Here is a 22,242-nt window from a genome sequence, read left to right on the forward strand (position 1 = left end):
CGACGGAGGATCTCCTCTTGTGTACGGCCGAGCCGGAGTCACCGGAGGGTATACGGAGATGAACCACATAGCCGCGGACGCAGAACTCGTCGTCGCAGCACGCGAGGGCAGCCAGGAGGCACTGGAAGAACTGGTGGCCCGGCACCTGCCACTCGTCTACAACATCGTCGGTCGCGCGCTGAGCGGGCAGGCCGACGTGGACGACGTCGTCCAGGAGACGATGCTGAACGTCGTGCGGGGCCTGCCCGGACTACAGGAGGAGCAGGCGTTCCGGTCATGGCTGGTCGCGGTGACGATGAATCAGGTACGCAAGCACCACCGGAACCGCACCGAGCAAGCGCGTCCCCTGGACGAACTCGCCGTCGTGGCAGACCCGGGGGCCGACCTCGCCGACCTCACCCTCACGGAACTCGGGCTGTCCGGACAGCGGCGGGAGACCGTCGAGGCCACCCGTTGGCTGGACGAGGACGACCGAGAGCTGCTGTCGCTGTGGTGGCTCGTGACCACGGGCCATCTGATCCGCACGGAAATGATCGACGCGATCGGCCTGGACAGCCATCACGTCACCGTACGGGTGAGCCGGATGAAGGCACAGCTCGACACCGCGCGACTGGTGGTCCGATCGCTGACAGCGGTTCCCCGCTGCGCCGAGCTGTCCTGGGTCATCAGTCCCTGGGACGGCAAGCCGAGCGCCCTGTGGCGCAAACGGCTGGCCCGGCATGTGCGCGAGTGCGCCCACTGCGGAGGTCTGGGCACCGATCTGGTACCGGCCGAGCGGCTCCTGGTCAACCTGGCCTTGGTCCCGCTGCCGATCGGTCTCGCGACGTATGTCCTCGCGCGCACCACGATCCCTGCGTTCCAGGTCGTGTCGGCCTCGACGAGCGCACCGCGAGCCCGGGAGGGCACCCATCGGGGCAAGCACGCCGGCAGGCACCGTGTGTCACGCACCCGCGTCTCGGGCAACGGAGGCGGACGCTCGCTGGCATCCCTCGGCGGCAAGCCGCTGCTGGCTGCCGCGGCGCTCGCGGCCACCGTCACGGCGGCCCTCGGCGCGGGGGCATTCGCGAGCCCGGACAGCGGGAAATCGGCGGGACACCAACCGGGCGGTCTCAGCGCCGCCGACGACGACGCGCCCGCCTTGGCGTCAACTTCCAAGAAGGCCGAGACAGGTACCCAGAGCACGCCCACGCCCAGGGCGACGCCGAGCAAGAAGCCCATGGCCAGGCACACCGCGCGCCCGAGCGGCCCCACGCACAGCGCCCCTGCGCACACCCCCAGCCCCGCCCCCGCGCAGCCCACACCGTCCCAGCCCACCGTGCACCCCTCCGGCACGAGCGCCGAGCAAGCCGCCGCCATGGCGGTCCTCCACCTCATCAACCAGGCACGCGCCGAGGCACACCTCGCACCTCTGCAGCTGAGCTCCGGCCTGGGTACGAGTTCCGAGCAACACAGTCACACCATGGCGTCGGGCTGTGGCATGCAGCACCAGTGCCCGGGCGAATCACCCTTCACCGTCCGCGAGACCGCGGCCGGCGTCCATTGGGGGACTGCCGGCGAAAACATCGGTGAGGGTGGCCCGGTGGCCGACGCGCAGCCCGACATCACGAGCATGGTCGTCGGTATCACCCAGCAGATGCTCGCCGAACAGCCCCCCAACGACGGACATCGACGGAACATCCTCAACCCGGACTTCCACCACATAGGAATCACCGTGCTGCGCGACAGCGGAGGCACGGTCTGGATGACCCAGGACTTCTCGGATTGACGAGCTCGTGCACGGTTGGCGGTGAGGCGTCGGGCTCTCGATCGTCGATCACAGTCGTGTGGTGGAGGTCGTCGACCTTCCCGGCCGGACGGGCAAGGCCAGGCCCGTTGCGCCCCGGTCACCGGTCAGCCGGTCGGCGGTCGCGTTCCCGTCTCCGCGGGCGGGCAGTGCAATGAGCGGCACACCCCGTGGCCCCTGCCGGGGGGCAGGGCGACGGATGATGTCATCGGCGTACGCGGTCTGCACGGGTACTTCCGGTGCGAAAGCATGGCGGGGAGCCCTGTGCAGGACGGCCTTCACAGCGCGCCTCCTCGCCGGGGTCGGCTCAGCTCCCGGAGAGTCGGTGTGGGCAGCCGCCGCGCCATGGTGACCATGATCCGCACAGAGGCCCCGCGGCTGGACTGGTCTCGGTACGAGCGCTCCTCACTCCGGGCCACGTTATGGAGGGTCGCAGGTGCTGGTGTCCTGGCCGAAGTCATGAGGTCCCCCTTGACGGTTGTGTGGCTGCTCCTGCGGCTCAACGAGCGGGTCGGAATTTCGAACACATGTGTTTCGGTCGTGTTGGTAACCCTGGGATTGAGCGCGCGCCGGAGCTTGCGGGTTGCATCGACCCTTGCGGCCCCTGGGCCAGTGACCGGAGCGGCGGTGGCCAAAACGCCGAGCGTGCCGCTGTTCAGGCGCCCGGGGCTGGAGCGTGACCTGGTGGAAGCGGGCGAGCAGAGTGATGGATCCAGGGAGCGGCGGTCGACCGCGGTCACCAGGAGCAGCGGGCGATCGCAGGCCTGGTGCGAATCCGCAACAAGGTGCCGGCCCTCACGAGAACGGCTCGTCGCCCCGGACGTTGATGCACCGATGCGCTCGTCATCGGTGGCGACCACCACCCCGTCGAGGCACTCTGCCTCCAGGCAGCGCTGGGGAATGAGTGGGGCGGGGGAGGAGGGCCGGCTTGGCGCGGACGGTCGGCGAGGCGGAGTCCTCGAAGGACCGCCACTCGTAGCCGCTGACCTCTTCGGTTTGGAGCCTCACGGCGTGTTGGGCCCGAAGAAGGAAGGCCCAGCGGAAGTCCACGTGCTGGTGTGCCGGCTCGCCCTTCGCGGGGTTGGCGGCGATGTCGTGTACGTCGATGTCCAGCGGCACGGTCTCGAAGCCGGGGAGGGGGACGACGGCATCGCGAGGAATGCCGGCCTCCTCGCGCAGTTCACGAAGGGCGGCACCGGGAAGGTCGTTGTCGCCTGGTTCGTTGTGGCCGCCGTTAGTAACAGTTCGCATGTCTCACGGATCGGATCCTCCTGTCTCAGCGAATGACCTGCCGCGCACCTCAGCTGTACCTGCGGCATCGGTGGTGGCTGGTGTCTCAGTCGAAACGCCAGATGCTGCCGTCCCGTGATCTGGCGCGAGCGCCGCCGGCGGCCCGACGCACCGCCTGTCAGCAGATCGAGCGACGCCAACGACCGGCCCGGTCCGGTGGCCCCAGCCTTGGGGCATGGCGGACATGAGACGGCATCCAAATCCCTTGACGGCACGGCCTTCTACGGAGCCATCGCGACATCTGACTCGCCCGCCATCAGCGCCCGGTCCGGGCCGGCTGAGTGGGGCTCAGGTTCAGGTGCGCGAGTAGAACCGCGGAGAGAACGCAGTTCGGTGTCGCGTGTTGTGACACCGGGTTGGGCTGATTGCTTCATGGGGCGGGTGTCGCTGCTCGGGCTCGGGGCATTGATCAAGAGGAAGGCCACTACGGCGGCAGTGGCGATGAGTCCGGAGGCGAGGCCGAAGGCCGCGGTGTAGCCGTGTACCAGTGCCTGCATGGAGGATGGTGCAGACGCTGTGGCTCCTGCCGTGTGTGTCGAGGTGAGGCGCGCGGTGGTGCTGACGGCCACGGTGGACAGCAGTGCGGTGCCCACGGCGCCGCCGATCTGCTGCGATGTGTTGATCATGGCGGAGGCGACTCCCGCGTCCTGCGGCCGCGCTCCGCCGGGAGCGAGTGACATTGCGGGCATGAACGCCGTGCCCAGGCCGATGCCGAGGAGGATCAGGCTGGGCATGACGTCGGTGGCGTAGCCGGCGCCAGGGGTGAGCTGCGTCAGTCGGCCGACTCCGAGAGCGGCGAGGAGAAACCCGGGCGCCGTGACGGCACGGGCCGGTACGCGCTGCATCAGCCGGGGGCCGATCTGCGTGGATCCGGTCAGCATGCCCGCGACCATGGGCAGGAAGGCGGTGCCGGCCAGCAGGGGACTGTATCCCTTGACGACCTGCAGGAAGTACGTCATGAAGAGGAATTGTCCGAACATGCCGGTCACGGCCAGGGCCATGGAGAGGTAGACCCCGCCGCGGGTGCGGTCGAGCACCACCCTCAGCGGCAGCAGAGGCGCCGCAGTGCGGGCTTCGACCAGGACGAACAGGGTGAGCAGGACGACCGCCGCAGTGAACAGGCCGAGCGTCGGGCCGGCCGTCCACCCGTGCGACTGTGCCTGTGCGAAGCCGGACACCACGGCCGCGAGAAGGAGCGGGCAGTTGGCGCTCATCTCCCCGTAGGACCCGCGCCGACCTGTGTCGCCGCGGGATCTGCCACACCCTGTCGGACAAGGCCGACCACGCGCGCTGCCGTCGGAAGCTCGGCGCCCGTAGGTCGGCCGCCGCATGTCGGCCCGACCGGCTCTCGCGAGCGACGGGCGACCGAGTACCGACGGCGTCAAGAGCCACCGCGCTGTCGCCACGAGATGCGACAAGCTCGCGCCCCAGTGCAAGGCAACGGTCCTGATCGCAGTCCCTGACGAGTGGCTGGGACTTCCGCTGTCGCGCGAAGGGCTCACCCCGGACCCAGGCGGAAATCAATGCTGCCCGCAGCGAGGCCCGTTGCGCTATGCCTTGTGACGGCATCCAGCGAGGAGCAGGGCGACCATGTGCTCGGCGTCGACCTGATGGTAGTCGGGGCCCGTGATGCAGAGATTCCCGATGGCTCGCATGAGCCTGTGGGCGGTGATGCCTGGGGCGAGTTCATCAGTGGCCGCGCAGGCATCGAGCAGCGCTGCGCAGGCCGGGACCAGGGTGTCGAGCATGAGGGTGTGGAGGTTCTCCAGCCCTGGATCACCGGACCCCAGGGCGGCACCGAGGCCGTGCTTGGTCACGAGGAACTCCACGAACGCGTCCGCCCAGCGGGTCAGGGCGGCGAACGGCGAGGTTGACTCCTCCAGAAGACGGGGCGCGAGTGCGGCGCAGGTGTCGATCTGGTGCCGGTAGACGGCGGTGACGAGTTCTGCCCGGGTCGGGAAGTTCCGGTAGATCGTGCCGACGCCGACTCCGGCGCGTTCGGCGATGTCTCGGATCGGGGCCTGGACGCCCTGGTCCACAAAGACCGCCGCTGCGGCCGCCAGTACGGCACCGCGAGTGCGCTGCGCCTGCGCCTGACGCAGTCCGACCGGTTCAGGCATGGATCCTCCACTTGCTCGCGGAACAACGTTCCGCTAAATTGGCGGAACAACGTTCCGTCAAGTATGGCAGAGCGATCCCGTGAGAAAGCCCAGGTCCCCCATGTCTTCCCACGCCCTCGACCAGCGGATTGTCTCGGTCAAGCCCATCACCGTCCCCGCCCCCGGCCGCAGCTTCGAACTGCAGGTGAAGGTCACCGCTCCGCTCTCAGGTCAGAACCGGCCAGTCATCGTGTTCTCCCACGGCAACGCCTGGTCGATGGACGGATATGAGCCCCTGGCCGACCGGTGGGCCGCCGCCGGATTCGTCGTGGTGCAGCCCACCCACCTGGACTCCCGCCGCAACGGGATCGGATGGGACGACCCGCGCTTTGCCACCATCTGGCGTGTCCGGATCGCCGACCTTCACGCGGTCCTCGACGGGCTCGGTGACATCCTTGCCCGGGCCGGCCTGGAGGACCGCGTCGACCGTGAGCACATCGCGGTCGTCGGCCACTCCTGGGGAGCCCAGTCCGCCGGCGCGATCCTTGGCGCGCGCGTGCTCGACGCCGACGGCGTGCCCGGAGAGGACCTCTCCCACCCCGCGGTTTCGGCCGGCGCGCTGATCAACGTCACCGGAACCGGCGACTCGCTCACCGCGTTCGCCGCCGAACACCTTCCGTTCATGAGGCCGGACTACTCCACCATGACCACCGCGGCCCTGGTGATCGCGGGCGGCAAGGACCAGTCTCATCTCTCCACCCGGGGGCCGGAGTGGTTCACCGACGCCTACCACCTCAGCCCGTCCCCGAAGAGCCTGCTCGTCATCGCCGAGGGCGAGCACACCTTGGGAGGCCTCGCCGGCGAGCTGGTCGCCGAGACAACCGACGAGGACCCCGCCCGCGTCGCCCTCGTCGCCGATGCGATTTCCTCCTACCTCCTCGACGCATTCCAGCTCAACGATGCCGCCTGGACCGCCCTCAACAACGCCGCTGCGGCAGGCGACGGCACCTGGAGCATCTCCAGCAAGTGAACCCGGCCAGACCACGACGTCGAACGGGCCGACAAATCCATGCAACCGCAACTGGCCGCGCCGACGCGGAATCCGCTTGCCCTGCAGGGAGAACTGCCCCGCCGTTGGCAACCTCGCCCGCGCCACCAGGGCGGGGTGATCTTCGCTCGGTTGATGTACGCCGGCCGGATCGGCGTTGTTTGCGCCGCGGCGCCAGCCAGGCCTGCTCAACGGGTTCAGCGCGGATACCGAAGTGGTGTCGGCCCCACCATGACGTCACCCCTCACCGACTACCTCGGTAGCTGGTGCAGTCACCCCGGCGGCCTCCCGCGCACCGCCTGCGAGCACCGCGCACGTGAACGCGATCGCAGGGGCCTTCCAGCCCCAGGGGGCGAAAACGATCACTGGTATGACGAACATGGAATGGACGGCGGAGACGAAAAACGCCCCCCGCGCCCAACCTCCGCCGATCATCGGCCGGCGTACGGTCGCCCAGTGGCGCCACCACAGCCCGGCAGCCACCGCGGCGATGCCGGCCATCGCGCCAGCGCCCAGCCGGTCCAGGGCGGCATCGGTCACACTGTCAGGGTCCAGTGCGGCCGAGCCGGTCGTGTGCACGCTCAGTGCAACCGCAGTCCAACCGAGGGCCGCCACACTCAGCAGGGAAGCCAGAACTGCTGTGCGACGCTGGTCCCAACTCATCCCAGAATGCGTGGAGTTCGATTTCATGACTCATTCTAGCCACCGACGCCGGCTGGACCACTTACCCGTGGGCATCGGCGCGGCGGGAGGTATTTCCAGGGGTTTTCCCGTGCGGTTCACGTAGGGGATCGCGTTGAAGACGGCCCGTAAATCGACCTTGGCCGGCTGCCCGGTCGGCCTGCGGTCCGGCCGGGCCTTTCTCCAGGCCGTCAACGTCGGCTCGATCGGGGTCCATCGGGCGTCGGACAGGTCGCGCGTGAAGACCTGTACCAGCGTCCCGGCCGCCGGGCAGGGCACGGGTGCGGCGAAGAAGGTCGTGGGCCGCAAGCGGAGCACGTCACCGACACCCCGGGCCTGCTGCTCGCGGTCCTGGTCACGGCCGCGAGCGAGCAGGACTCCGTCGCCGGCACCGACCTGATCGATCAAGTGGCTGCCGTCCATCCCACCATCCGCAAAGTCCGGGTGGACGGCGGCTACCGCCGGCACCTCGTCGAGCACGCCGCCACCCTCGGCATCCACATGGAAATCGTCCAACGCCCCCGGGCCAGGGGGTTCACCCCGCTGCCCAAGCGCTGGACCGTGGAGCGCACTCTGCCCGAGTAAGGCGGAGGCGATCGGGGGGCCGGCAGGCCCGTGATCGTTCCTTACCGTGCGAGCACGGTGTCCAGGGCAGTGGTGAGTTCCGCCAGGGGGTCGGTGGCCCCTCCCTGGGTGCGCCAGGCGATGAAGCGGTCGGGGCGTACGAGGACGGCACCGTGCGGGGTGTGGCCACGGGCGGCGGTCCAGGTGGAACGCAGGTCGCGGTAGTCGCCGTGGAGGTGGCCGACCCGGATCGCGTCCAGCGGCAGTCCGCTCCGGGCGGCGATCTTCTCGGCGGCTTCGCACCAGGCCCGGCCGTCCTCTCCGGCGATCAGCAGGAAGCGGCCGGGGCGCACCAGACGGGCCAGGGCCACGCGGTGGCCGTCGAGGTCCTCCAACCAGGCGTGGGGCAGCGGGTGTCCGGGGCGGGCGGCGGGCTGGTGGATGCGGACGGGGTCGGGGTTGGCGGGTGCGGGAGTGCCGTCGGAGACCACGGCCGTGGAGTCGTAGGTGTAGCCGAACTCGACGCCCAGTTCGTTGAACTCCATGGACTGGGCGGCCACGGTGGCCAGGAAGGCGCGGCGGAAGTCGGTGTCGGCGGGGTCCTCGCTCCACAGTCGGCGAGCCTGCCGCCAGTTCTCTTCCTCGCCGGCCTGCGGCCCGCCGCCGAAGAGGGCGCTGATGGCTATCTGGTTCATGGCGTTCTCCAGCGAGCGCTGGACGTTGGTGGCGTCCACCGGGCGCCGCTCGGCCTCGTAGGTGTCCAGCAGGGCGTCGTCGGCGTGGCCGTTCAGGACGGCGGCGAGTTTCCAGGTGAGATTCTGGACGTCGTGCATGGCCGAGGTCAGGCCGAGGCCGCCGGTGGGCGGGTGGCGGTGGGCGGCGTCGCCGGCGATCAGGACGCGGCCGGCGCGGTAGTGGTCGGCGACCACGCCTTCCAGGGTCCAGCGGGAGATCATGTGGACCGTCAGGTCCTCCTCGCTCAGCCCCAGTCCCGTGCGCAGGTCGGCCAGTACGGAGTCGTCGTCCAGAGCGCGGCCGTCGTCGGGCCCGTAGTTGAGGTGGAAGACCCACTCCTCGGACTCGGGCCCCCAGTGGTCGGGGCCCATGGGAACGAGTACGCCGGGGATGCCGAGGCCGGGCAGCCACAGCCAGCGGATCAGCACCTCCGGGTCGCGTGCCCAGCGGGACAGGTCGGCGGAGAGGTGGAAGGAGACCACGCGGGCGAGGTTGCGCACGCCCTCTTGGACGATGCCCACGGCGGGCCCGACGGTGCGACCGCCGTCGCAGCCCAGCAGGTAGCGGGCTCGCACCCGGTAGGTTTCGCCGCTGTCGCGGTCGGTGACGGTGGCCGTGACGCCGTCGTCGTCCTGAGCGAGCGCGGTCAGCTCGTGGTGAAAGCGGACTCTGCCGGGCGCGAGTTCCTCGGCCCGGGCACGCAGGACCGGCTCCAGACGGATCTGGGGCAGGTTGGCCTGTCGCTCGGGGCTGGCCGCGAGCCACTCCGGGGAGCGGCCGCCGACTCCCCAGGCCTCCATCCGGGCGACGCGGCGGCCGCAGTCCTCGTGGTCGCCGGCCAGGCCCACGTACCAGGCGGTGTGGGACATCTGTTCGGCCGGGGTGGAGGCGGCGTAGACGGTGTCGGCGACGCCGGCGTCGCGCATGATCTCCATGGCGCGCTGGTTGAGGACATGGGCCTTGGGCAGGACGGAGGTGCTGGGCCAGGCGGTGACCAGCAGGGATTCGATGCCCATGCGGCTGAGCAGCATGGAGGCGGTGAGCCCCGCGCCGCCTCCGCCGACGATGAGGACGGGCACGTCGATGTCGTTCATGGGTACTCCGTGGGATGGCGCGGCTCTGGGCCAGTGGGTGGGGACGTCAGGACAGGTGGCCGGGGTGTACGGGGACAGCACTCTGGTTCCGATGGCCTACGTGTCCATCAGGGCGATGGCGTGTTGCGTGCTCCAGTGCGGTAGTTCACGTCCGCCGGGAGCGTCGATGCCCTTCGACCTCAGCCGCAGTGACTGGGCCGGGGGCAGCGGATGCTGGTGGACGTCGGCGCGGCTCACGGTGGTGCTCCGCCCGGTGCCCAGCGGGCGACTGGACGGTCGCGGACGCGCGCTGACAGCAGTGGCCACGGCGTCGGCGACTGCTAGCCGGCGGCCAGCAGGACCAGATGGACTGCGGCCAGAACGCCCATGACGGCGGCAGGCAGGCAGCGGGCGGCCGGATCGCCGCTGCGCAGGTGGACGACGACGGCACCGGCCATGAACAGGATCAGGCCCACTGAGGCGGCGGCACCCAGTGCGGTGATCCGCAGGCCCGCCAGCAGCCCGGCCGCCGCCGCCACCTCCAGAGCGCCCAGCAGGCGGTAGTGGGTGGTGGTCATACCGACGTGGCCTGCGGCCTGGCGCATGGCGGGGACTGCCGCGAGTTTGGCCGACCCCAGCAGGAGGAAGATCCCGGCGAGGAGGACGGCCAGGACGACGCTGGTGGCTTTCATGAAGGTCTCTCTCAGGTTGCTTACGGGGCGTACTGCCAGTGCAGGGCGTACCGGTCGAGAGCCGCGGTGACCCTGTGCCGAACGGCTTCGTCGGCAGGGGCGGGCAGCATCACGCGGACTCCTCCGTCGTATGGCCGGCACACGATCCGTTCGGGGTCGCAGTCCTCGCCTTGAACGGCCAGTTCGGTCAGGACCGCGCGGCGGGTGGCGTCCAGGCGCAGCCCCAGCTTGTAAGGCTTGCCGACGGCGGTGAGCGGGATCGCGTCGATCACGAGCACTTCCCGCGGGGCGGCGGCGCGTTCGGGGACCCGTTCGGCGGCCCAGGCGATCAGTCCGGCGGGCTCCACGCGGGCGCCGGGGGCAAGGGTGACGTAGGCGACGGGCACCTCGCCGGCGTGCGGGTCGGGGCGGCCGACCGCCACGGCGGCGGTGACGTCGGGGTGGAGGAGGAGGGCGTCCTCGATGACGGCGGGGTCGATGTTGTGGCCTCCGCGGATGATCAGGTCCTTGGCTCTGCCGACCAGTGAGATGAAGCCGTCCGCGTCGATACGGGCCAGGTCGCCCGTCTCCAGCCAGCCGTCGCGGATCTTGCCGCCGTTCTCCAGGCGCGGCCCGTGGGCGGTGTGCTCGGCGACGTAGCCGGCGAACACCGTGGGGCCGCTGACGGCCAGCGTCCCGGTGGCGTCCGGCGGCAGGTCGTGCCACTCGCCGGTGTCCGGGTCGATCCGCACGGTTTTGATCTGCTGGTAGGGCAGGCGCCGGCCGACGGTGCCGGGCCGGAAGCCGTCGGGCAGACCGAGTGCGGAGGCGCAGGTCGCCTCCGTCAGCCCGTAACCCTCGCACAGCGGGACAGCCGTGTGTTCCTCGAAGGACTCCCGTACGGCGGGCGGGAGCGGGGAGGCGCCGACGGCGGCGAACCGCATGCTGGAGACATCCGCGTCGACGGGGACACCGGCGAGGACGGAGTACACAGTGGGCACCGCCGACATGGCGGCGATGCGGTAGTGCTCCACCAGCTTCCAGAACACCGGATACAGCGCGGGGTCGCGGTAGCCCAGCGGCCCGGCCCACACCACCCGCTGGCCGCGCAGCAGCGGGCCGAGCAGGGTGACGATCAGGGCGTTGACGTGGAACAACGGCAGCGCCGCGAACATCACCGAGTCCGTGTCCAGTGGGATGCTCGCGGTCACCATCCAGGCATTGACGACCTCGTTGGCATGCGTGTGCGCGGCCAGCTTGGGAGTGCCAGTGGTGCCACCGGTGTGGAAGTAGGCGGCCAGGTCCTCGGCGGCCGGCGGCTCGATGTCCGCCAGCCGGTCGGACGGATGGGAAGCGGCCAGCTCCGCGAGGTAGCCCACGCATACGCCTTCGACCGGTTCCAGGGCCGGGGCGGGGGTGTCCGCCCCGGTGGGAGCCAGGGCCAGCAGTGCATCCAGGCGCAGCGAGGCCGCGACTTTGCGAGCCGTGGCCCACACCTGCGCATCCAACTGCGGACCGGCGGCGATGAGGACCCTCGCGCCGCCGCGCCGCAGCAACTGCTCCACGTGCTCGCACGTCAGGCCGGGGTTGACCGGGGCGGCGATGCCCGCGGCCTGCGCGGCCAGCAGCGCGGCGGGCAACTCCGCGGTGTTCGGCGTGAGCAGGCCCACGGCGGCACGGCGGGTGACGCCGAGAGAGCGCAGCAGGTTGGCGGTGCGATGCACTTGGTCGCGCAGCTGCCCGAATGTCGTGGTGGTTGCGTCCAGGAAGCGCGCGGCATCGGGCAGCACCGTCAGCGCCGGCCGGTCGGGCCACAGGCGGGCGGCGCGCAGCAGGGTGTCGTAGGTGGTGGCGGGCAGGCCGCGCTCGTGCAGGGGGACGGCCTCGACGGCGGGCAGGTCCGCGGGACCGTCGTGGGCGGGCCACAGCAGGTCGGTGGGTGTGCGTGTCACCGGTGCGCCTTTGCAGGGTGAGGGATGGGGTCAGGTGGCCGGCCCGGTACGGGGAGCCGGGCCGGCCGGTCCCGGGCGGGGTCCCGGGAGTCGTCAGCGGGCGCGCACCACCGTGCGCTGCTCGCCGAGGTCACATGCGCCGTCGTCGGTCGGCGAACAGGGCGGTTGTGGTGTCCGCAGCGGTGTCGACGCGGTGCAGCCGTCCTGTGCCGCCCACCACCCACCAGCTGTCTGCGGTGCGGACGACCTGGACACTCATCGGCTCTCCCGAGTCCTGGACAGCGTCGACCGAACTGCTCCAATGGGAGCCTCCGGTCACTAGTGATGAAAGAATCAGTCCAGATGATGCGCTCGTCAAGAGATACTGATGTAACAATCACCACTGATTGCCTGTGGGTAAAATGCGGGGATGACTACCGACGGACAGGGCAGGGTCAACAGCCGGGCGCCCAACCGCCTGGACCGGCGCAAGGCACGCACCCGGGCCGCACTGGTCGCCGCCGCGCAGAGGCTTCTCGCCGAGCAGGGGCGGGCCGACGTGAGCATCCAGGAGATCACCGAGGCGGCGGACGTCGGCTTCGGCTCCTTCTACAACCACTTCACCAGCAAAGACCAGCTGTTCGACGCCGCCGTCGCGCTCACCCTGGAGGAACACAGCGCACTCCTGGACTCCGTCGTGGGAGACCTGAAGGACCCGGCCGAGGTCTTCTCCGCCAGCGTCCGCCTGACCGGCCGACTGCAGCAGACCCACCCGCAGATGGCCAGGATCCTCGCGCGCACCGGTATGCCGTATCTGACCTCCGAGAGCGGATTGGCTCCGCAGGCGATGCGGGACCTCACGGCCGCCGCCGACAGCGGGCGACTGGACATCGACGATCCCCATACCGCCGTCGCCATGGCCGGCGGCGCCCTGCTCGGAGTGCTGCACCTCCTGGAGACCCGTCCCGACCTCGACGCCGAGCGGGTCACCGATCAACTGGCCGCCCGCCTCCTACGGATGTTCGGCCTGACGCGCACCGAGGCACAGGAGATCGCCACCCGGCCCCTGTCGGCCCTGCCCGCGACCTGACCTGGCCGCCGCGATGGCCTGCTTCGTGCCCGGGAGCCTGGCCTGCAACATCGCACCCGCCGGCTGAGCTGACGCGTGGACGGCCGAGTGGTGCCTTCCTCCGTCTTCCCGAACACCCGGAATCCCCGCGCCCGATCTGCCGGGGCATTCTCGAGCATCGGCCCGTCAGGGCCGTCCTCATGTTGCGCCCGAGCCGGAGGGGTGGAAAATCCTGGCATGTGCGCCGGGCTGACACATCCCGCTTTCGGGTACGCGCCGTGACCGAGAACGCGTCGCGGTCGACGACCGGCGCACGGCGGCCCTACCTGATCGTGAATCCGCGTTCGGGAGGAGGGAAAGCGGGCCGGTTCCGGATCGCGGAACGAGCCCGTGCGCTCGGAGCTCAGGTTTTCCTGGTCGATCATTCCCTGCCCCTGGATCTGGCGGCTGTCGCCCGACGTGCGGTGGAGGACGGCGCGGATCTGCTGGGGGTGGCCGGCGGAGACGGTACGCAGGCGCTTGTCGCCGAGGTGGCCGCAGAGAGCGGCCTGCCCTTCGTGGTCGTTCCCGCGGGTACCCGCAACCACTTCGCGATGGATCTCGGTCTGGACCGTGAGGACCCTTCGGCCGCGCTGGAGGCCCTCGTGGACGGCGTCGAGCTGCGCGTGGATCTGGGATACGCAGGCGAGCGGGTTTTCGTCAACAACGTGTCGTTCGGTGCCTATGCCGCCCTGGTGCAGGACCCCGCCTATCGGGACGACAAACTTGGCACGGCAGCGCGGATCCTTCCGGAATTCCTGGCCCGCCACGAGGGCCCGGAGCTGGTGGTCCGCGCGGGGCCGCTCACCGTGGACGGGCCTGATGCCGTGTTGGTGAGCGACAACCCTTACCAAGTGGGTGACCCGGTCGACCTCGGCAGGCGTGCGCACCTCGACTCCGGCCTCCTGGGAGTACTGGCCGCCAGGGCAGAGACGCCGGCAGAGACGGCCACGAGGCTGCTCAGCAGGCAACCGGGAGGCGTCACCCGTATCGCCACGCCCGACGACGTGGTCGTGTACGCCGACGTCCCCGTCCTCCCCGCCGGGCTGGACGGCGAAGCCGTCAGCCTGCCGACTCCCGTGCGGTGTCGCATCAGTCCTCGGGCTCTCCGGGTACGGGTTCCCCGGCGTCGCCCCGGCGCCAGGACCGCCGGGCGACTACCGGGCTGGGCCGCCATCCGGCGGGCGGTCTGAGACTCGGGCGAGTTGTTCCTGGCCGTCATACCGAATGAGCAGGTCACTCGGCGCCCATGCCGCCACCGGCGTGGTCGAAGCCGTCGGTCATCCACCACCGCCGCTGTTCCGCGCCGAGTGGGTGCTCGCCTGCCGGTTCACCTGCATGCGGCGTGGCCGTGAGCTGCAACCCGCTGTCTGACTGTTCGATCACATATGAGGCCCTTGACGTCCGGGCCATTACATCTGATGATTTCATCATAAATGCGCGAATTGCTCTGATACGACACATACCGCACCGTGTGCCGCTCACCGGGACATCGCTGGTCACCACCGCTGCACACAGGGCCGCCGGGCCACATGCCGACGCTCCTCCTTCCGCACCGATGGGACGGACCGCGATGACCAACACCGACCAGACCCTTCTCGCCGAGCCGGTGGGCCTTCCTGAAGTGCCCGATTCCGCCATAGCGATTCTCGATGCCGAGGGCATCGTCGTGGGGTGGACGCACGCCGCCCAGCAGCTCGTCGGCTATGCGGCCGGGGAGGTGGTGGGCCGGTTCGCCGCACACGTGCTGCCACCTCCCGAGGACGCCCGGAGGGCTTCGGCGTTCGCCGAGCAGTGCCGTGCGCGGGGCGGCTGGTCCGGCACCGTCGCGATACGCCACCGCGACGGCCACACGCTCAGGATGACGCTGCGGGTCTCGCTGCTGCGGGGGCAGGGCGACGACACCCGGTGGCTGGTGTCCGTGACGGACATAGGTTCCCTGTCCTCGGGGGCGACCGGGGGACCGGTGCGGGAGTCGCTCCTTGCCCGCGCCCCGATCGGCATCGTCGTCTATGACGCGCAGCTGCGCTGTGTCTGGGTGAACGACGCCATGGAGCGGCACGACGGCGTGCCTCGTCACCGACGCTTCGGGCGCGGTCTGAAGGACTCACTGCCCGCCGTCGAGGCCGAAGCGCTCAAGGTGGTGATGCGGCAGGTGCTGGAGAGCGGCACGACGACGGTGCACGAGTACCGTGCGTGGCCGCCTGCGGACCGGCCCCGTGAGCACGCGTTCTCCGCCTCGTTCTTCTGTCTCCAGGGTGCGGACGGCACCCCGTTGGGCGTGTGCTCCATGACCGTGGACGTCACCGGGAACCGGCGGGCGCGTGAGCGCCTCGCCATCCTCAGCGAGGCCAGCACACACATCGGGAGCACCCTCGATGTGATGCAGACCGCGCAGGAACTTGCAGAGCTCACCGTGCCCCTGCTGGCCGACCACGTCGTCGTCGACCTGGTGGAGTCGGTTCCGTTCGGACTCGAGCCCGCCGCACGGATCGGCACGACGAGCGGACGCCGCCCTGTGTTGCGCCGTGCCGGGGTGGCCTCCGTCGACCAGGGTGTCCTGGAGTTGCCGGCGGTGCGTGAAGAGGTGATCCACGTCCCGCCGACCTCGTCGTTCGCCGCCGTCCTGCGCACGGGCAGGTCTCACCTGGAACCGGTGCTGGACACCCGTGTCGGTCCCTGGGTCGACCATGATCCGACGCGCGTGCAGAAGGTACGCGACAGCGGCGTCCACTCGCTGATGGTCGTGCCCATCCGCGCGCGGCGCTGCGTGCTGGGACTGGCGCTCTTCGGCCGCTCGGTGGAACAGAAGCCGTTCCAGGAGGACGACCTGCTCCTCGCCGAGGAGCTGGTCACCCGGGCCGCACTCTGCCTGGACAACGCGCTCCGGTACGCGCGTGAGCGCACTGCCGCCCTCACGCTGCAACGCGACCTGCTCCCTCAGCGTGTGCAGGGCGGTGCCGCCGTCGAGGTCGCCTCGCGCTACGTGCCGGCCGACCTGGACCACGGTGTGGGGGGCGACTGGTTCGACGTGATAGAGCTGTCGGGCGCCCGGGTGGCCCTCGTCGTCGGCGATGTGGTGGGACACGGCATCAACGCAGCGGCGACCATGGGCAGGCTGCGCACCGCCGTGCGCACGCTCGCGGACCTCGACCTGCCCCCGGACGCACTGCTGCGGCACCTCGACGACACGGTCCGTCGGCTGAACGACCAGGACGCCGACGACTCCGACCAGGTTTCCGCGGTGGTCGGTGCCACCTGTCTGTACGCCGTCTACGACCCGGTCACCCGACGGTGCACGCTGGCGCGGGCCGGGCATCCGCCGCCCCTGGTCGTCGACGCCCAGGGCAGGGTCACCGTCCCCGACCTGCCCGCCGGGGCCCCGCTCGGCCTCGGTCTCGGCCTGGTGCCCTTCGAGTCCGTGGAACTGGAACTGCCCGAAGGAAGCATGCTCGCCCTCTACTCCGACGGCCTGGTGGAGTCCCGCGGCGAGGACATCGACGTCGGCCTGCGGCGTCTGGGCGCCGCCCTGGCCCGGCCGGGGACGTCCCTGGAGGACCTGTGCTCGCGGGCGATGGAGACCTTGTCGCCGCAGGCACCGGCCGACGACGTCACCTTGCTCCTGGCGCGGACGCGCGCACTGCGACCCGCCCAGGTCGCCTACTGGGATCTGCCGAACGAACTCTTCACCGTCCCGACGGCCCGGCATCTGGCCGCCCGCCAACTCCGTGAATGGGGTCTGGAGCCGCTGGTGACACCCGTGCAGTCGATCGTGAGTGAACTGGTCTCCAACGCGATCCGCCACGGCGACGGCCCGATCCGCCTACGGCTCATCCGGCACCGGGTGCTCACCTGCGAAGTCTCCGACACCAACAGCGGTCAGCCACACCCCCGCCATCCCGGCACTCTCGACGAGCACGGCCGCGGCCTTTACCTGGTCGGTCAGCTGTCGCGCAGGTGCGGTTGCCGCTCCGCGGCAGACGGCAAGGTCGTCTGGGCCGAACAAGACCTGCCGTCCCGAGCCGGCGCCCGCTGAACCCCGACAGCCGCCACAGGATCCCCATCTGCCGTAGCCGCGGATCCACGTCATGGAAGCCAGAGACATGGACACATCGAATGCTGAAAACGCCAACCCGGCAGGCGCCCCCCAAGGAGCGACGAGCGTCTCCGGCAGCGGCCCCGGCTGTCGGCCGCCCGCCTTCGACGGGCTGGCCGCTGCCGTGCTCGACGATCGGGGCACGGTGGTGGGATGGACCGGCACAGCACAGGACCTGACCGGGTTCTGCGCCGACGAGGTCCACGGCCGCCCCGTGCGGGAACTCGTGGCCGACCTCCCGCACGACAGGGCCGCGCAATGGCCGACGACCGGCCGGGTACGACTGCGACACCGGTGCGACGACACCATCGAGGTCACGTTCCGGACCACACGGGTGAACGGCTCGGCGGACTTCCTCGTGCTCGCGGCCCCCACTCCCCACGTCGCCGACCACCGGCACGGCGCGGCGCTCCTGCGCGCGTTGTCCGCACAGAGCCGTATCACGATCGCTCTGCACGACACGGATCTCACCACCGTGCAGACGAACGCCACGCCGGACACTCCTGACGGCCGTCCCGTACAGCCGGGCACCCGGCTGGGCGACGTGCTGTGCGCCGAGGACGCCCGGAGCATCGAGGCGGTACTGCGCCAGGTCCTCGACACGGGCATCCCGGTGCTCGGCAGGAACCAGCACGTGAGCTGGCGGCACCATCCGGTGCCGCGGCACACGCTGTCGCTGTCCGCCTTCCGTCTGGAGGACGCGCGAGGACGCCCCGCCGGCGTCGCAGCCCTGTACATGGACGACACCGACCAACTGCGTGCCCGTCGCCACCTGGATCTCGCCCGCGAGGTTGCCGAACGCCTGGGAGAATCCCTGGACATCGTGCGCACCGCGCAGGACCTCGCGGACGCCCTCGTACCCGCCTTCGGCGATCTCGCAGCAGTCGACCTCGCGCGGGCCGTCTTCGACGGTGACGAACCCGGCGAACGGCTGGGCGGAGGAGACCTGCATCTGCGCAACGCGGCCCTGGCTCCCGCCGCCGCTGCGTGGCCGCCCGGCATCAAGCCGGGCAATCCCGTCCCACCGCTGGTCGACCACCCTCTTCTGCGCCGCTTCCAGCACGGCGAGACGGTCGTCTACGGCCGAGACGACTACATCGCTCTGATCGGCGGCCCACAGCCGGCCGAGCAACTCCTCCCGCACGACACCGACGCGGTGATGGTGGCACCGCTGCACGCCCGCGGCCTCACCCTCGGCGCGATCGTGGTCTGGCGCACCGTCCCGTCCGACCCGTTCACGGTGGCCGAGACGGATCTCATGCGGCAGATCGCCTCACGGGGAGCACTCGCCATCGACAACGCCCGCCGCTACACGCGCGAGCACACAGCGGCCATGGCCCTGCAGCAAAGGCTCCTTCCCCCGGCCACGACCGACACTCCGGCAGCCGAGACCGCCGGCGTCTACCTGCCCACAGGCCGGGGTGCGGGCACCAGCGGCGACTGGTACGACGCCATATCCCTGCCCTCTCTCCGGCTGGCCCTCGTCGCCGGAGACGTGATCGGCCACGGCATAACCGCCAGTGCCACCATGGGCCGTCTGCGCGCCGCCATCCAGACACTCGCCGACCTCGAACCGGAACCGGACGAATTGCTCACCCGGATTGCCGACCTGGTCCAGCGTCTCGCGGCGGAAGCGCCGCCCGGCGATCACGACGTCATGGGCGCCACCTGCCTGTACGCGGTCTACGACCCGGTCACACGGCGTTGCGCCATGGCTAGTGCCGGGCATCCGCCGCCCGTGGTCGTGCGGCCCGACGGGAGTGCCGAAGCCGTCGAACTTCTCCCGGGGCCACCCCTTGCCGTCTGCGGCATGCCGTACGAGACGACCACGATCGACCTCGAGCCGGGCAGCGTCCTCGCGCTCTACACCGACGGCCTGGTCGACCGGGGCGCTCACGACGTCGGCGACGGGCTTGGGCGGCTGACCGATGCGCTCGCCACCTCCTGCCGCCCGGACCGCGCTCTGGACGAGACCGGCAGAGCGCTCCTCGCCGATCTGGTGGACGAAGCACCGCGTGACGACGCGACCCTGCTGCTGGCACGTACCCGCGCCGTACCGGGCGAGGACACCGCTCACTGGCCGATACCGGCCGATCCGGCTGCTGTCTCGGACGCCCGGGCATGGGCGACCCGCCAACTCACCGCATGGGGGTTGGACCCTCTCGTGATCACCACGGAACTCATCGTCAGTGAGCTGGTCACCAACGCGATCCGCCACGGTCGTTCGCCGGCGGAGCTGCGACTGATCCGCCACCACGTTCTGGTCTGTGAGGTTATCGACTCCAGCAGCGCCCAACCTCGCCTGCGCCGTGCTCGCACCACCGACGAGGGTGGACGCGGTCTGTTCCTCGTTGCCCAACTCTCCGAGCGCTGGGGCTGCCGCCATGGCCAGAACCGCAAGACCATCTGGTCCGAACAGCCCATCGCGTGCGCCTGAGGCTGATCCTTCGGAGTGGACACCGGGTTTCATGCGACGAGTGACAGCGTACGTGACGTGATCTGTTGCTGTTCGTGGCTCGACATGCGGGCCGAACCCTGAGTGGCCCAAGGTTTTATCATGGAAGTGGACCACACCCTTGGGCTGCTCCGCTCCTAAGGTCGGAGACATGACGACGAACGAATAACAGCCCGGCCGACGCTGTCCAGATCGCCAGTCGCGTCCTGTCAGCCCCGCCGAAGGTGATGTCGAACAGGCTTTTCGTCGCTCCAGTATTTCCACCAAAGAGACAATTGCCGAGGAGACAATCCACATGAAAGCGATAGTGGTGACGGACCAGGCCGCGGGAACGGCCGGGATGACGCTGGTGGAGCGGCCCGAGCCGCAGGCAGCGATAAACGATGTCGTCGTTCGGATCCATGCGTCGGGATTCGTCCCGACTGAGCTGGCGTGGCCCTCGACCTGGACCGATCGCCTCGACCGTGACCGAACACCGTCGATCCCTGGGCACGAGTTGGCCGGGGTGGTCACCGCCCTCGGCTATGGCACGACGGGACTGTCGGTGGGACAGCGGGTGTTCGGCATCACGGACTGGTATCGCGACGGCACCCTGGCCGAGTACGCGGCCGTCGAGGCACGCAATCTCGCGCCGCTGCCGGGCGATGTCGAATTCACGGTGGGCGCGAGCCTGCCGATCTCGGGCCTGACCGCGTGGCAGGGACTGTTCGAGCACGGCCGCCTTCAGGCGGGGCAGAGCGTGCTCGTGCACGGTGCGGCCGGCGCAGTCGGGTCGATGGCGATGCAGCTCGCACGTGAGTTCGGTGCGTATGTCATCGGCACCGGACGCGCCGCCGACCGTCAGGCGGTGCTCGACTTCGGCGCGAAGGAGTTCGTCGACCTTGAGAACGACGTCCTCGGAGAGGTCGGCGGTGTCGATCTGGTGTTCGATAGTATCGGCGGCGACATCGGGAAGCGGTCCGCAGGCCTGATTCGGGCCGGAGGAACGCTGGTGTCCATCGTCGGGCCGCCGGAGGCAAGGCCCGCCGACGGCCTGGCGGTTGACTTCGTCGTCGAGTCCGATCGTGCCCAACTGGCTGAGGTCGCCCGGCGGGTGCAGGACGGACGACTGCGGACGAACATCGACAACGTCTCGGCCCTCGACGATGCCGTCGCGGCCCTCAATCCGACCGGGCGACGCAAAGGGAAGACGATCATCCGCGTTCGTCCGTGAGGACTCGGGGACAGCGGCCGGTCCTCCCCTCGTCGTGGATCGGCGATCAGCGCCGGACTCGGTGGACGATCGCGCCCGCAGCTCGCAAGGCGGCCCTGGCCACCGCCAAGGCCGGCCGCCCGTGGAGCCGGTCCGCAGCTCTGGTCGCTTCGGGGCGTCCGCCGACTTCGCCAGTGCCGTGCTTTGCCTCACGGGAGTCGGCTGCCTGGTCGGCGCACCGGCCATCGCTGCAAGCACCACACTGATAGTCGGCGGCGCCTACGGCATCACAGACGGGATCAGCCGGTTCAGCAGCGGACTCGGACAGGCACTCCGCGAGGCCGGCGAAGCTGACCGTGCGGCGGGCGGTGGTGGAGCTGAGGCAGGTGCTCGCGGCATCACTCTCGCCCTTCCTGGAATCGGTGTCGCTACCGTGATCAACGTGGATGGCGACGATATCCCCATCGATTTCGAGGTGCTCGACCTGATCATCGGCCTCGGGCTTCCATCGGTCAGCATCAATTGATGGATCTCGGCAGACGCCAACGTCGTAAGCTCGTATACACGCGAACCACTCGGCTGTGAAATTCAGACTTTCTGGGTGGATGGATTGACAGCAGAAGAAGCGCGAACCTTCAATTCTGCCGTCATGTCGGCCATGTCTCGAGTGCAGACGCCGACGCGCGCTCTTGTGTGCGATCACCGGGGAATCAGTGACGCTGACGACTGGGATTCGCCAATGAGCCTTTTCCAACCTGATCGTGATGCCGAGGCGGAGAAGTTCCTGGTGAAGGGTTGGTCTACCAGGGCAGCCGTGTGAGTCAGGAGCCTCTCAACGCCGCCTGTGCGGGCCCAGCTTGAGCAGCACCTTGCCAAGCTGGTCGGAAGTGAGGGCCGGCGCGGGCAGACGGGGCGCGGCCGGGTTGGTGCGAAGTCCGTCGAGGAGCAGGGCGAGTGGGCGGAGCCAGGCATCCGGGGTGACCGTGGTGAGCGCGGGAACAGCCCTGCCCAGTGCTGCCAGGGTGAAAAGCAGGTCCTCGGTGGTGATGTCCGGGCGGATGGCGCCCTGTTCCTGACCGCGCCGGAGTAGTTCGTCGATGGTTGCGCGGTTGTGGGCGTGGATCGCCGTGAGGGCGGTGACGCCCTCCAGATTCGTGGTCATGAGGTCGTTGGTGCCGCGGTCTTCGGCCAGGCCCGCGAACACTGTTCGTAGGTACTGCGTCAGTCCCGTCCACGCGTCCTCGGCTGTTCGTGCCCGTTCGCCGGCCGCGGTGGTCTCCGCGAACGCATCCCGGAAGACCTCGTCGACGAGCGCGGCACGGGTCGGGAAGTGGCGGTAGAGGGTGGCGTTGCCCACGCCCGCCCGCTGGGCAATTTCGTCGAGTGGGGCGTCCAGGCCCTGTTCGGCGAAGACCTCGCGGGCCTTGTCCGTCAGTAGTTTCCGGTTGCGCAGCGCATCGCGGCGCCCTACCGGCGAGCTGTCGCCCATCGTGCCTCCCTCTTCTTACCCCGTACC

19 protein-coding genes and 2 pseudogenes are annotated in these 22,242 nt (G+C 69.9%); 9 read left to right on the plus strand and 12 right to left on the minus strand.

The window, feature by feature from the left end:
• Window positions 1–58: 58 nt before the first annotated feature.
• Window positions 59–1,765, plus strand: a complete 1,707-nt coding sequence (locus AC5WS8_RS25565; protein WP_496105802.1) for a sigma-70 family RNA polymerase sigma factor — start codon at window positions 59–61, stop codon at window positions 1,763–1,765.
• A gap of 861 nt (window positions 1,766–2,626) precedes the next feature.
• On the opposite strand, the gene AC5WS8_RS25570 is transcribed toward AC5WS8_RS25565, so the two are convergent.
• The 3 genes from AC5WS8_RS25570 to AC5WS8_RS25580 all read right to left on the minus strand — a co-directional run bounded on the left by AC5WS8_RS25570 (window position 2,627) and on the right by AC5WS8_RS25580 (window position 5,193).
• Window positions 2,627–3,034 (minus strand): NUDIX domain-containing protein, encoded by a 408-nt coding sequence (locus AC5WS8_RS25570; protein WP_496105803.1) that lies wholly within the window; start codon window positions 3,032–3,034, stop codon window positions 2,627–2,629.
• A gap of 260 nt (window positions 3,035–3,294) precedes the next feature.
• On the minus strand, window positions 3,295–4,404 hold the full coding sequence (locus tag AC5WS8_RS25575) for an MFS transporter (protein WP_496105804.1): 1,110 nt from the start codon (window positions 4,402–4,404) through the stop codon (window positions 3,295–3,297).
• Between the two features lie 219 nt (window positions 4,405–4,623).
• On the minus strand, window positions 4,624–5,193 hold the full coding sequence (locus AC5WS8_RS25580) for a TetR/AcrR family transcriptional regulator (RefSeq protein WP_496105805.1): 570 nt from the start codon (window positions 5,191–5,193) through the stop codon (window positions 4,624–4,626).
• Between the two features lie 100 nt (window positions 5,194–5,293).
• Between AC5WS8_RS25580 and AC5WS8_RS25585 the strand changes: the two genes are divergently transcribed.
• Window positions 5,294–6,202: an alpha/beta hydrolase family protein gene (locus AC5WS8_RS25585; protein ID WP_496105806.1), complete on the plus strand. Its 909-nt coding sequence runs from the start codon at window positions 5,294–5,296 to the stop codon at window positions 6,200–6,202.
• Between the two features lie 255 nt (window positions 6,203–6,457).
• Here AC5WS8_RS25585 and AC5WS8_RS25590 read toward each other — a convergent pair whose 3' ends face one another.
• Both AC5WS8_RS25590 and AC5WS8_RS25595 read right to left on the minus strand, forming a co-directional pair.
• A complete protein-coding gene (locus AC5WS8_RS25590) occupies window positions 6,458–6,910 on the minus strand; it encodes a hypothetical protein (RefSeq protein WP_496105807.1) in 453 nt (150 codons plus the stop codon).
• 56 nt (window positions 6,911–6,966) lie between these two features.
• Window positions 6,967–7,156: pseudogene (locus AC5WS8_RS25595) on the minus strand (transposase); the annotation flags it as partial.
• On the opposite strand from AC5WS8_RS25595, the pseudogene AC5WS8_RS25600 reads away from it, so the two are divergent.
• Window positions 7,140–7,474, plus strand: a pseudogene (locus AC5WS8_RS25600) (transposase); the annotation flags it as partial. The pseudogenes AC5WS8_RS25595 and AC5WS8_RS25600 sit on opposite strands and share 17 nt — an antisense overlap.
• Before the next feature lie 53 nt (window positions 7,475–7,527).
• Here AC5WS8_RS25600 and AC5WS8_RS25605 read toward each other — a convergent pair.
• From AC5WS8_RS25605 to AC5WS8_RS25625, 5 genes are all read right to left on the minus strand, one after another.
• The gene (locus tag AC5WS8_RS25605) at window positions 7,528–9,294 is read right to left on the minus strand and encodes an FAD-dependent monooxygenase (RefSeq protein WP_496105808.1); all 1,767 of its coding nucleotides are present in this window, start codon (window positions 9,292–9,294) and stop codon (window positions 7,528–7,530) included.
• 96 nt (window positions 9,295–9,390) lie between these two features.
• Window positions 9,391–9,531 carry a hypothetical protein gene (locus AC5WS8_RS25610; protein ID WP_496105809.1) on the minus strand — a complete coding sequence of 47 codons (141 nt, stop codon included), beginning with the start codon at window positions 9,529–9,531 and terminating at the stop codon, window positions 9,391–9,393.
• Between the two features lie 83 nt (window positions 9,532–9,614).
• A complete protein-coding gene (locus AC5WS8_RS25615; protein WP_496105810.1) occupies window positions 9,615–9,965 on the minus strand; it encodes a DoxX family protein in 351 nt (116 codons plus the stop codon).
• A 20-nt stretch (window positions 9,966–9,985) separates the two neighbouring features.
• Window positions 9,986–11,896 carry an acyl-CoA synthetase gene (locus AC5WS8_RS25620; protein WP_496105811.1) on the minus strand — a complete coding sequence of 637 codons (1,911 nt, stop codon included), beginning with the start codon at window positions 11,894–11,896 and terminating at the stop codon, window positions 9,986–9,988.
• A gap of 130 nt (window positions 11,897–12,026) precedes the next feature.
• Window positions 12,027–12,155: a hypothetical protein gene (locus tag AC5WS8_RS25625; RefSeq protein WP_496105812.1), complete on the minus strand. Its 129-nt coding sequence runs from the start codon at window positions 12,153–12,155 to the stop codon at window positions 12,027–12,029.
• Between the two features lie 150 nt (window positions 12,156–12,305).
• Between AC5WS8_RS25625 and AC5WS8_RS25630 the strand changes: the two genes are divergently transcribed.
• Both AC5WS8_RS25630 and AC5WS8_RS25635 read left to right on the plus strand, forming a co-directional pair.
• A complete protein-coding gene (locus AC5WS8_RS25630) occupies window positions 12,306–12,965 on the plus strand; it encodes a TetR/AcrR family transcriptional regulator (protein WP_496105813.1) in 660 nt (219 codons plus the stop codon).
• 257 nt (window positions 12,966–13,222) lie between these two features.
• Complete coding sequence (locus AC5WS8_RS25635; protein WP_496105814.1) at window positions 13,223–14,176, plus strand: diacylglycerol/lipid kinase family protein; 954 nt, start codon at window positions 13,223–13,225, stop codon at window positions 14,174–14,176.
• A 43-nt stretch (window positions 14,177–14,219) separates the two neighbouring features.
• Here the strand turns inward: AC5WS8_RS25635 and AC5WS8_RS25640 are convergent, their stop codons facing one another.
• Window positions 14,220–14,369, minus strand: a complete 150-nt coding sequence (locus AC5WS8_RS25640) for a hypothetical protein (RefSeq protein ID WP_496105815.1) — start codon at window positions 14,367–14,369, stop codon at window positions 14,220–14,222.
• 187 nt (window positions 14,370–14,556) lie between these two features.
• On the opposite strand from AC5WS8_RS25640, the gene AC5WS8_RS25645 reads away from it, so the two are divergent.
• The 4 genes from AC5WS8_RS25645 (at window position 14,557) to AC5WS8_RS25660 (ending at window position 21,252) form a co-directional block, all read left to right on the plus strand.
• Entirely contained in the window at window positions 14,557–17,019 is a 2,463-nt protein-coding gene (locus AC5WS8_RS25645) for a SpoIIE family protein phosphatase (RefSeq protein WP_496105816.1), read from the plus strand.
• 67 nt (window positions 17,020–17,086) lie between these two features.
• On the plus strand, window positions 17,087–19,516 hold the full coding sequence (locus tag AC5WS8_RS25650; RefSeq protein ID WP_496105817.1) for a SpoIIE family protein phosphatase: 2,430 nt from the start codon (window positions 17,087–17,089) through the stop codon (window positions 19,514–19,516).
• 313 nt (window positions 19,517–19,829) lie between these two features.
• Entirely contained in the window at window positions 19,830–20,747 is a 918-nt protein-coding gene (locus AC5WS8_RS25655) for an NADP-dependent oxidoreductase (protein WP_496105818.1), read from the plus strand.
• Window positions 20,748–20,868: 121 nt separating this feature from the next.
• Window positions 20,869–21,252, plus strand: coding sequence for a hypothetical protein (locus tag AC5WS8_RS25660; protein WP_496105819.1), 384 nt, complete (start codon window positions 20,869–20,871; stop codon window positions 21,250–21,252).
• Between the two features lie 306 nt (window positions 21,253–21,558).
• On the opposite strand, the gene AC5WS8_RS25665 is transcribed toward AC5WS8_RS25660, so the two are convergent.
• Window positions 21,559–22,215 (minus strand): TetR/AcrR family transcriptional regulator, encoded by a 657-nt coding sequence (locus AC5WS8_RS25665; protein ID WP_496105820.1) that lies wholly within the window; start codon window positions 22,213–22,215, stop codon window positions 21,559–21,561.
• Window positions 22,216–22,242: the final 27 nt, after the last annotated feature.

This window comes from Streptomyces sp. PTL18 (genome assembly GCF_059510295.1).

Coding starts and splice junctions, on each gene's coding strand:
- AC5WS8_RS25665 (WP_496105820.1), bottom strand. CDS start 22,215: ATGGGCGACAGCTCGCCGGTAGGGCGCCGCGATGCGCTGCGCAACCGG.
- AC5WS8_RS25655 (WP_496105818.1), top strand. CDS start 19,830: ATGAAAGCGATAGTGGTGACGGACCAGGCCGCGGGAACGGCCGGGATG.
- AC5WS8_RS25565 (WP_496105802.1), top strand. CDS start 59: ATGAACCACATAGCCGCGGACGCAGAACTCGTCGTCGCAGCACGCGAG.
- AC5WS8_RS25645 (WP_496105816.1), top strand. CDS start 14,557: ATGACCAACACCGACCAGACCCTTCTCGCCGAGCCGGTGGGCCTTCCT.
- AC5WS8_RS25650 (WP_496105817.1), top strand. CDS start 17,087: ATGGACACATCGAATGCTGAAAACGCCAACCCGGCAGGCGCCCCCCAA.
- AC5WS8_RS25625 (WP_496105812.1), bottom strand. CDS start 12,155: ATGAGTGTCCAGGTCGTCCGCACCGCAGACAGCTGGTGGGTGGTGGGC.
- AC5WS8_RS25570 (WP_496105803.1), bottom strand. CDS start 3,034: ATGCGAACTGTTACTAACGGCGGCCACAACGAACCAGGCGACAACGAC.
- AC5WS8_RS25575 (WP_496105804.1), bottom strand. CDS start 4,404: ATGCGGCGGCCGACCTACGGGCGCCGAGCTTCCGACGGCAGCGCGCGT.
- AC5WS8_RS25580 (WP_496105805.1), bottom strand. CDS start 5,193: ATGCCTGAACCGGTCGGACTGCGTCAGGCGCAGGCGCAGCGCACTCGC.
- AC5WS8_RS25605 (WP_496105808.1), bottom strand. CDS start 9,294: ATGAACGACATCGACGTGCCCGTCCTCATCGTCGGCGGAGGCGGCGCG.
- AC5WS8_RS25585 (WP_496105806.1), top strand. CDS start 5,294: ATGTCTTCCCACGCCCTCGACCAGCGGATTGTCTCGGTCAAGCCCATC.
- AC5WS8_RS25630 (WP_496105813.1), top strand. CDS start 12,306: ATGACTACCGACGGACAGGGCAGGGTCAACAGCCGGGCGCCCAACCGC.
- AC5WS8_RS25615 (WP_496105810.1), bottom strand. CDS start 9,965: ATGAAAGCCACCAGCGTCGTCCTGGCCGTCCTCCTCGCCGGGATCTTC.
- AC5WS8_RS25590 (WP_496105807.1), bottom strand. CDS start 6,910: ATGAAATCGAACTCCACGCATTCTGGGATGAGTTGGGACCAGCGTCGC.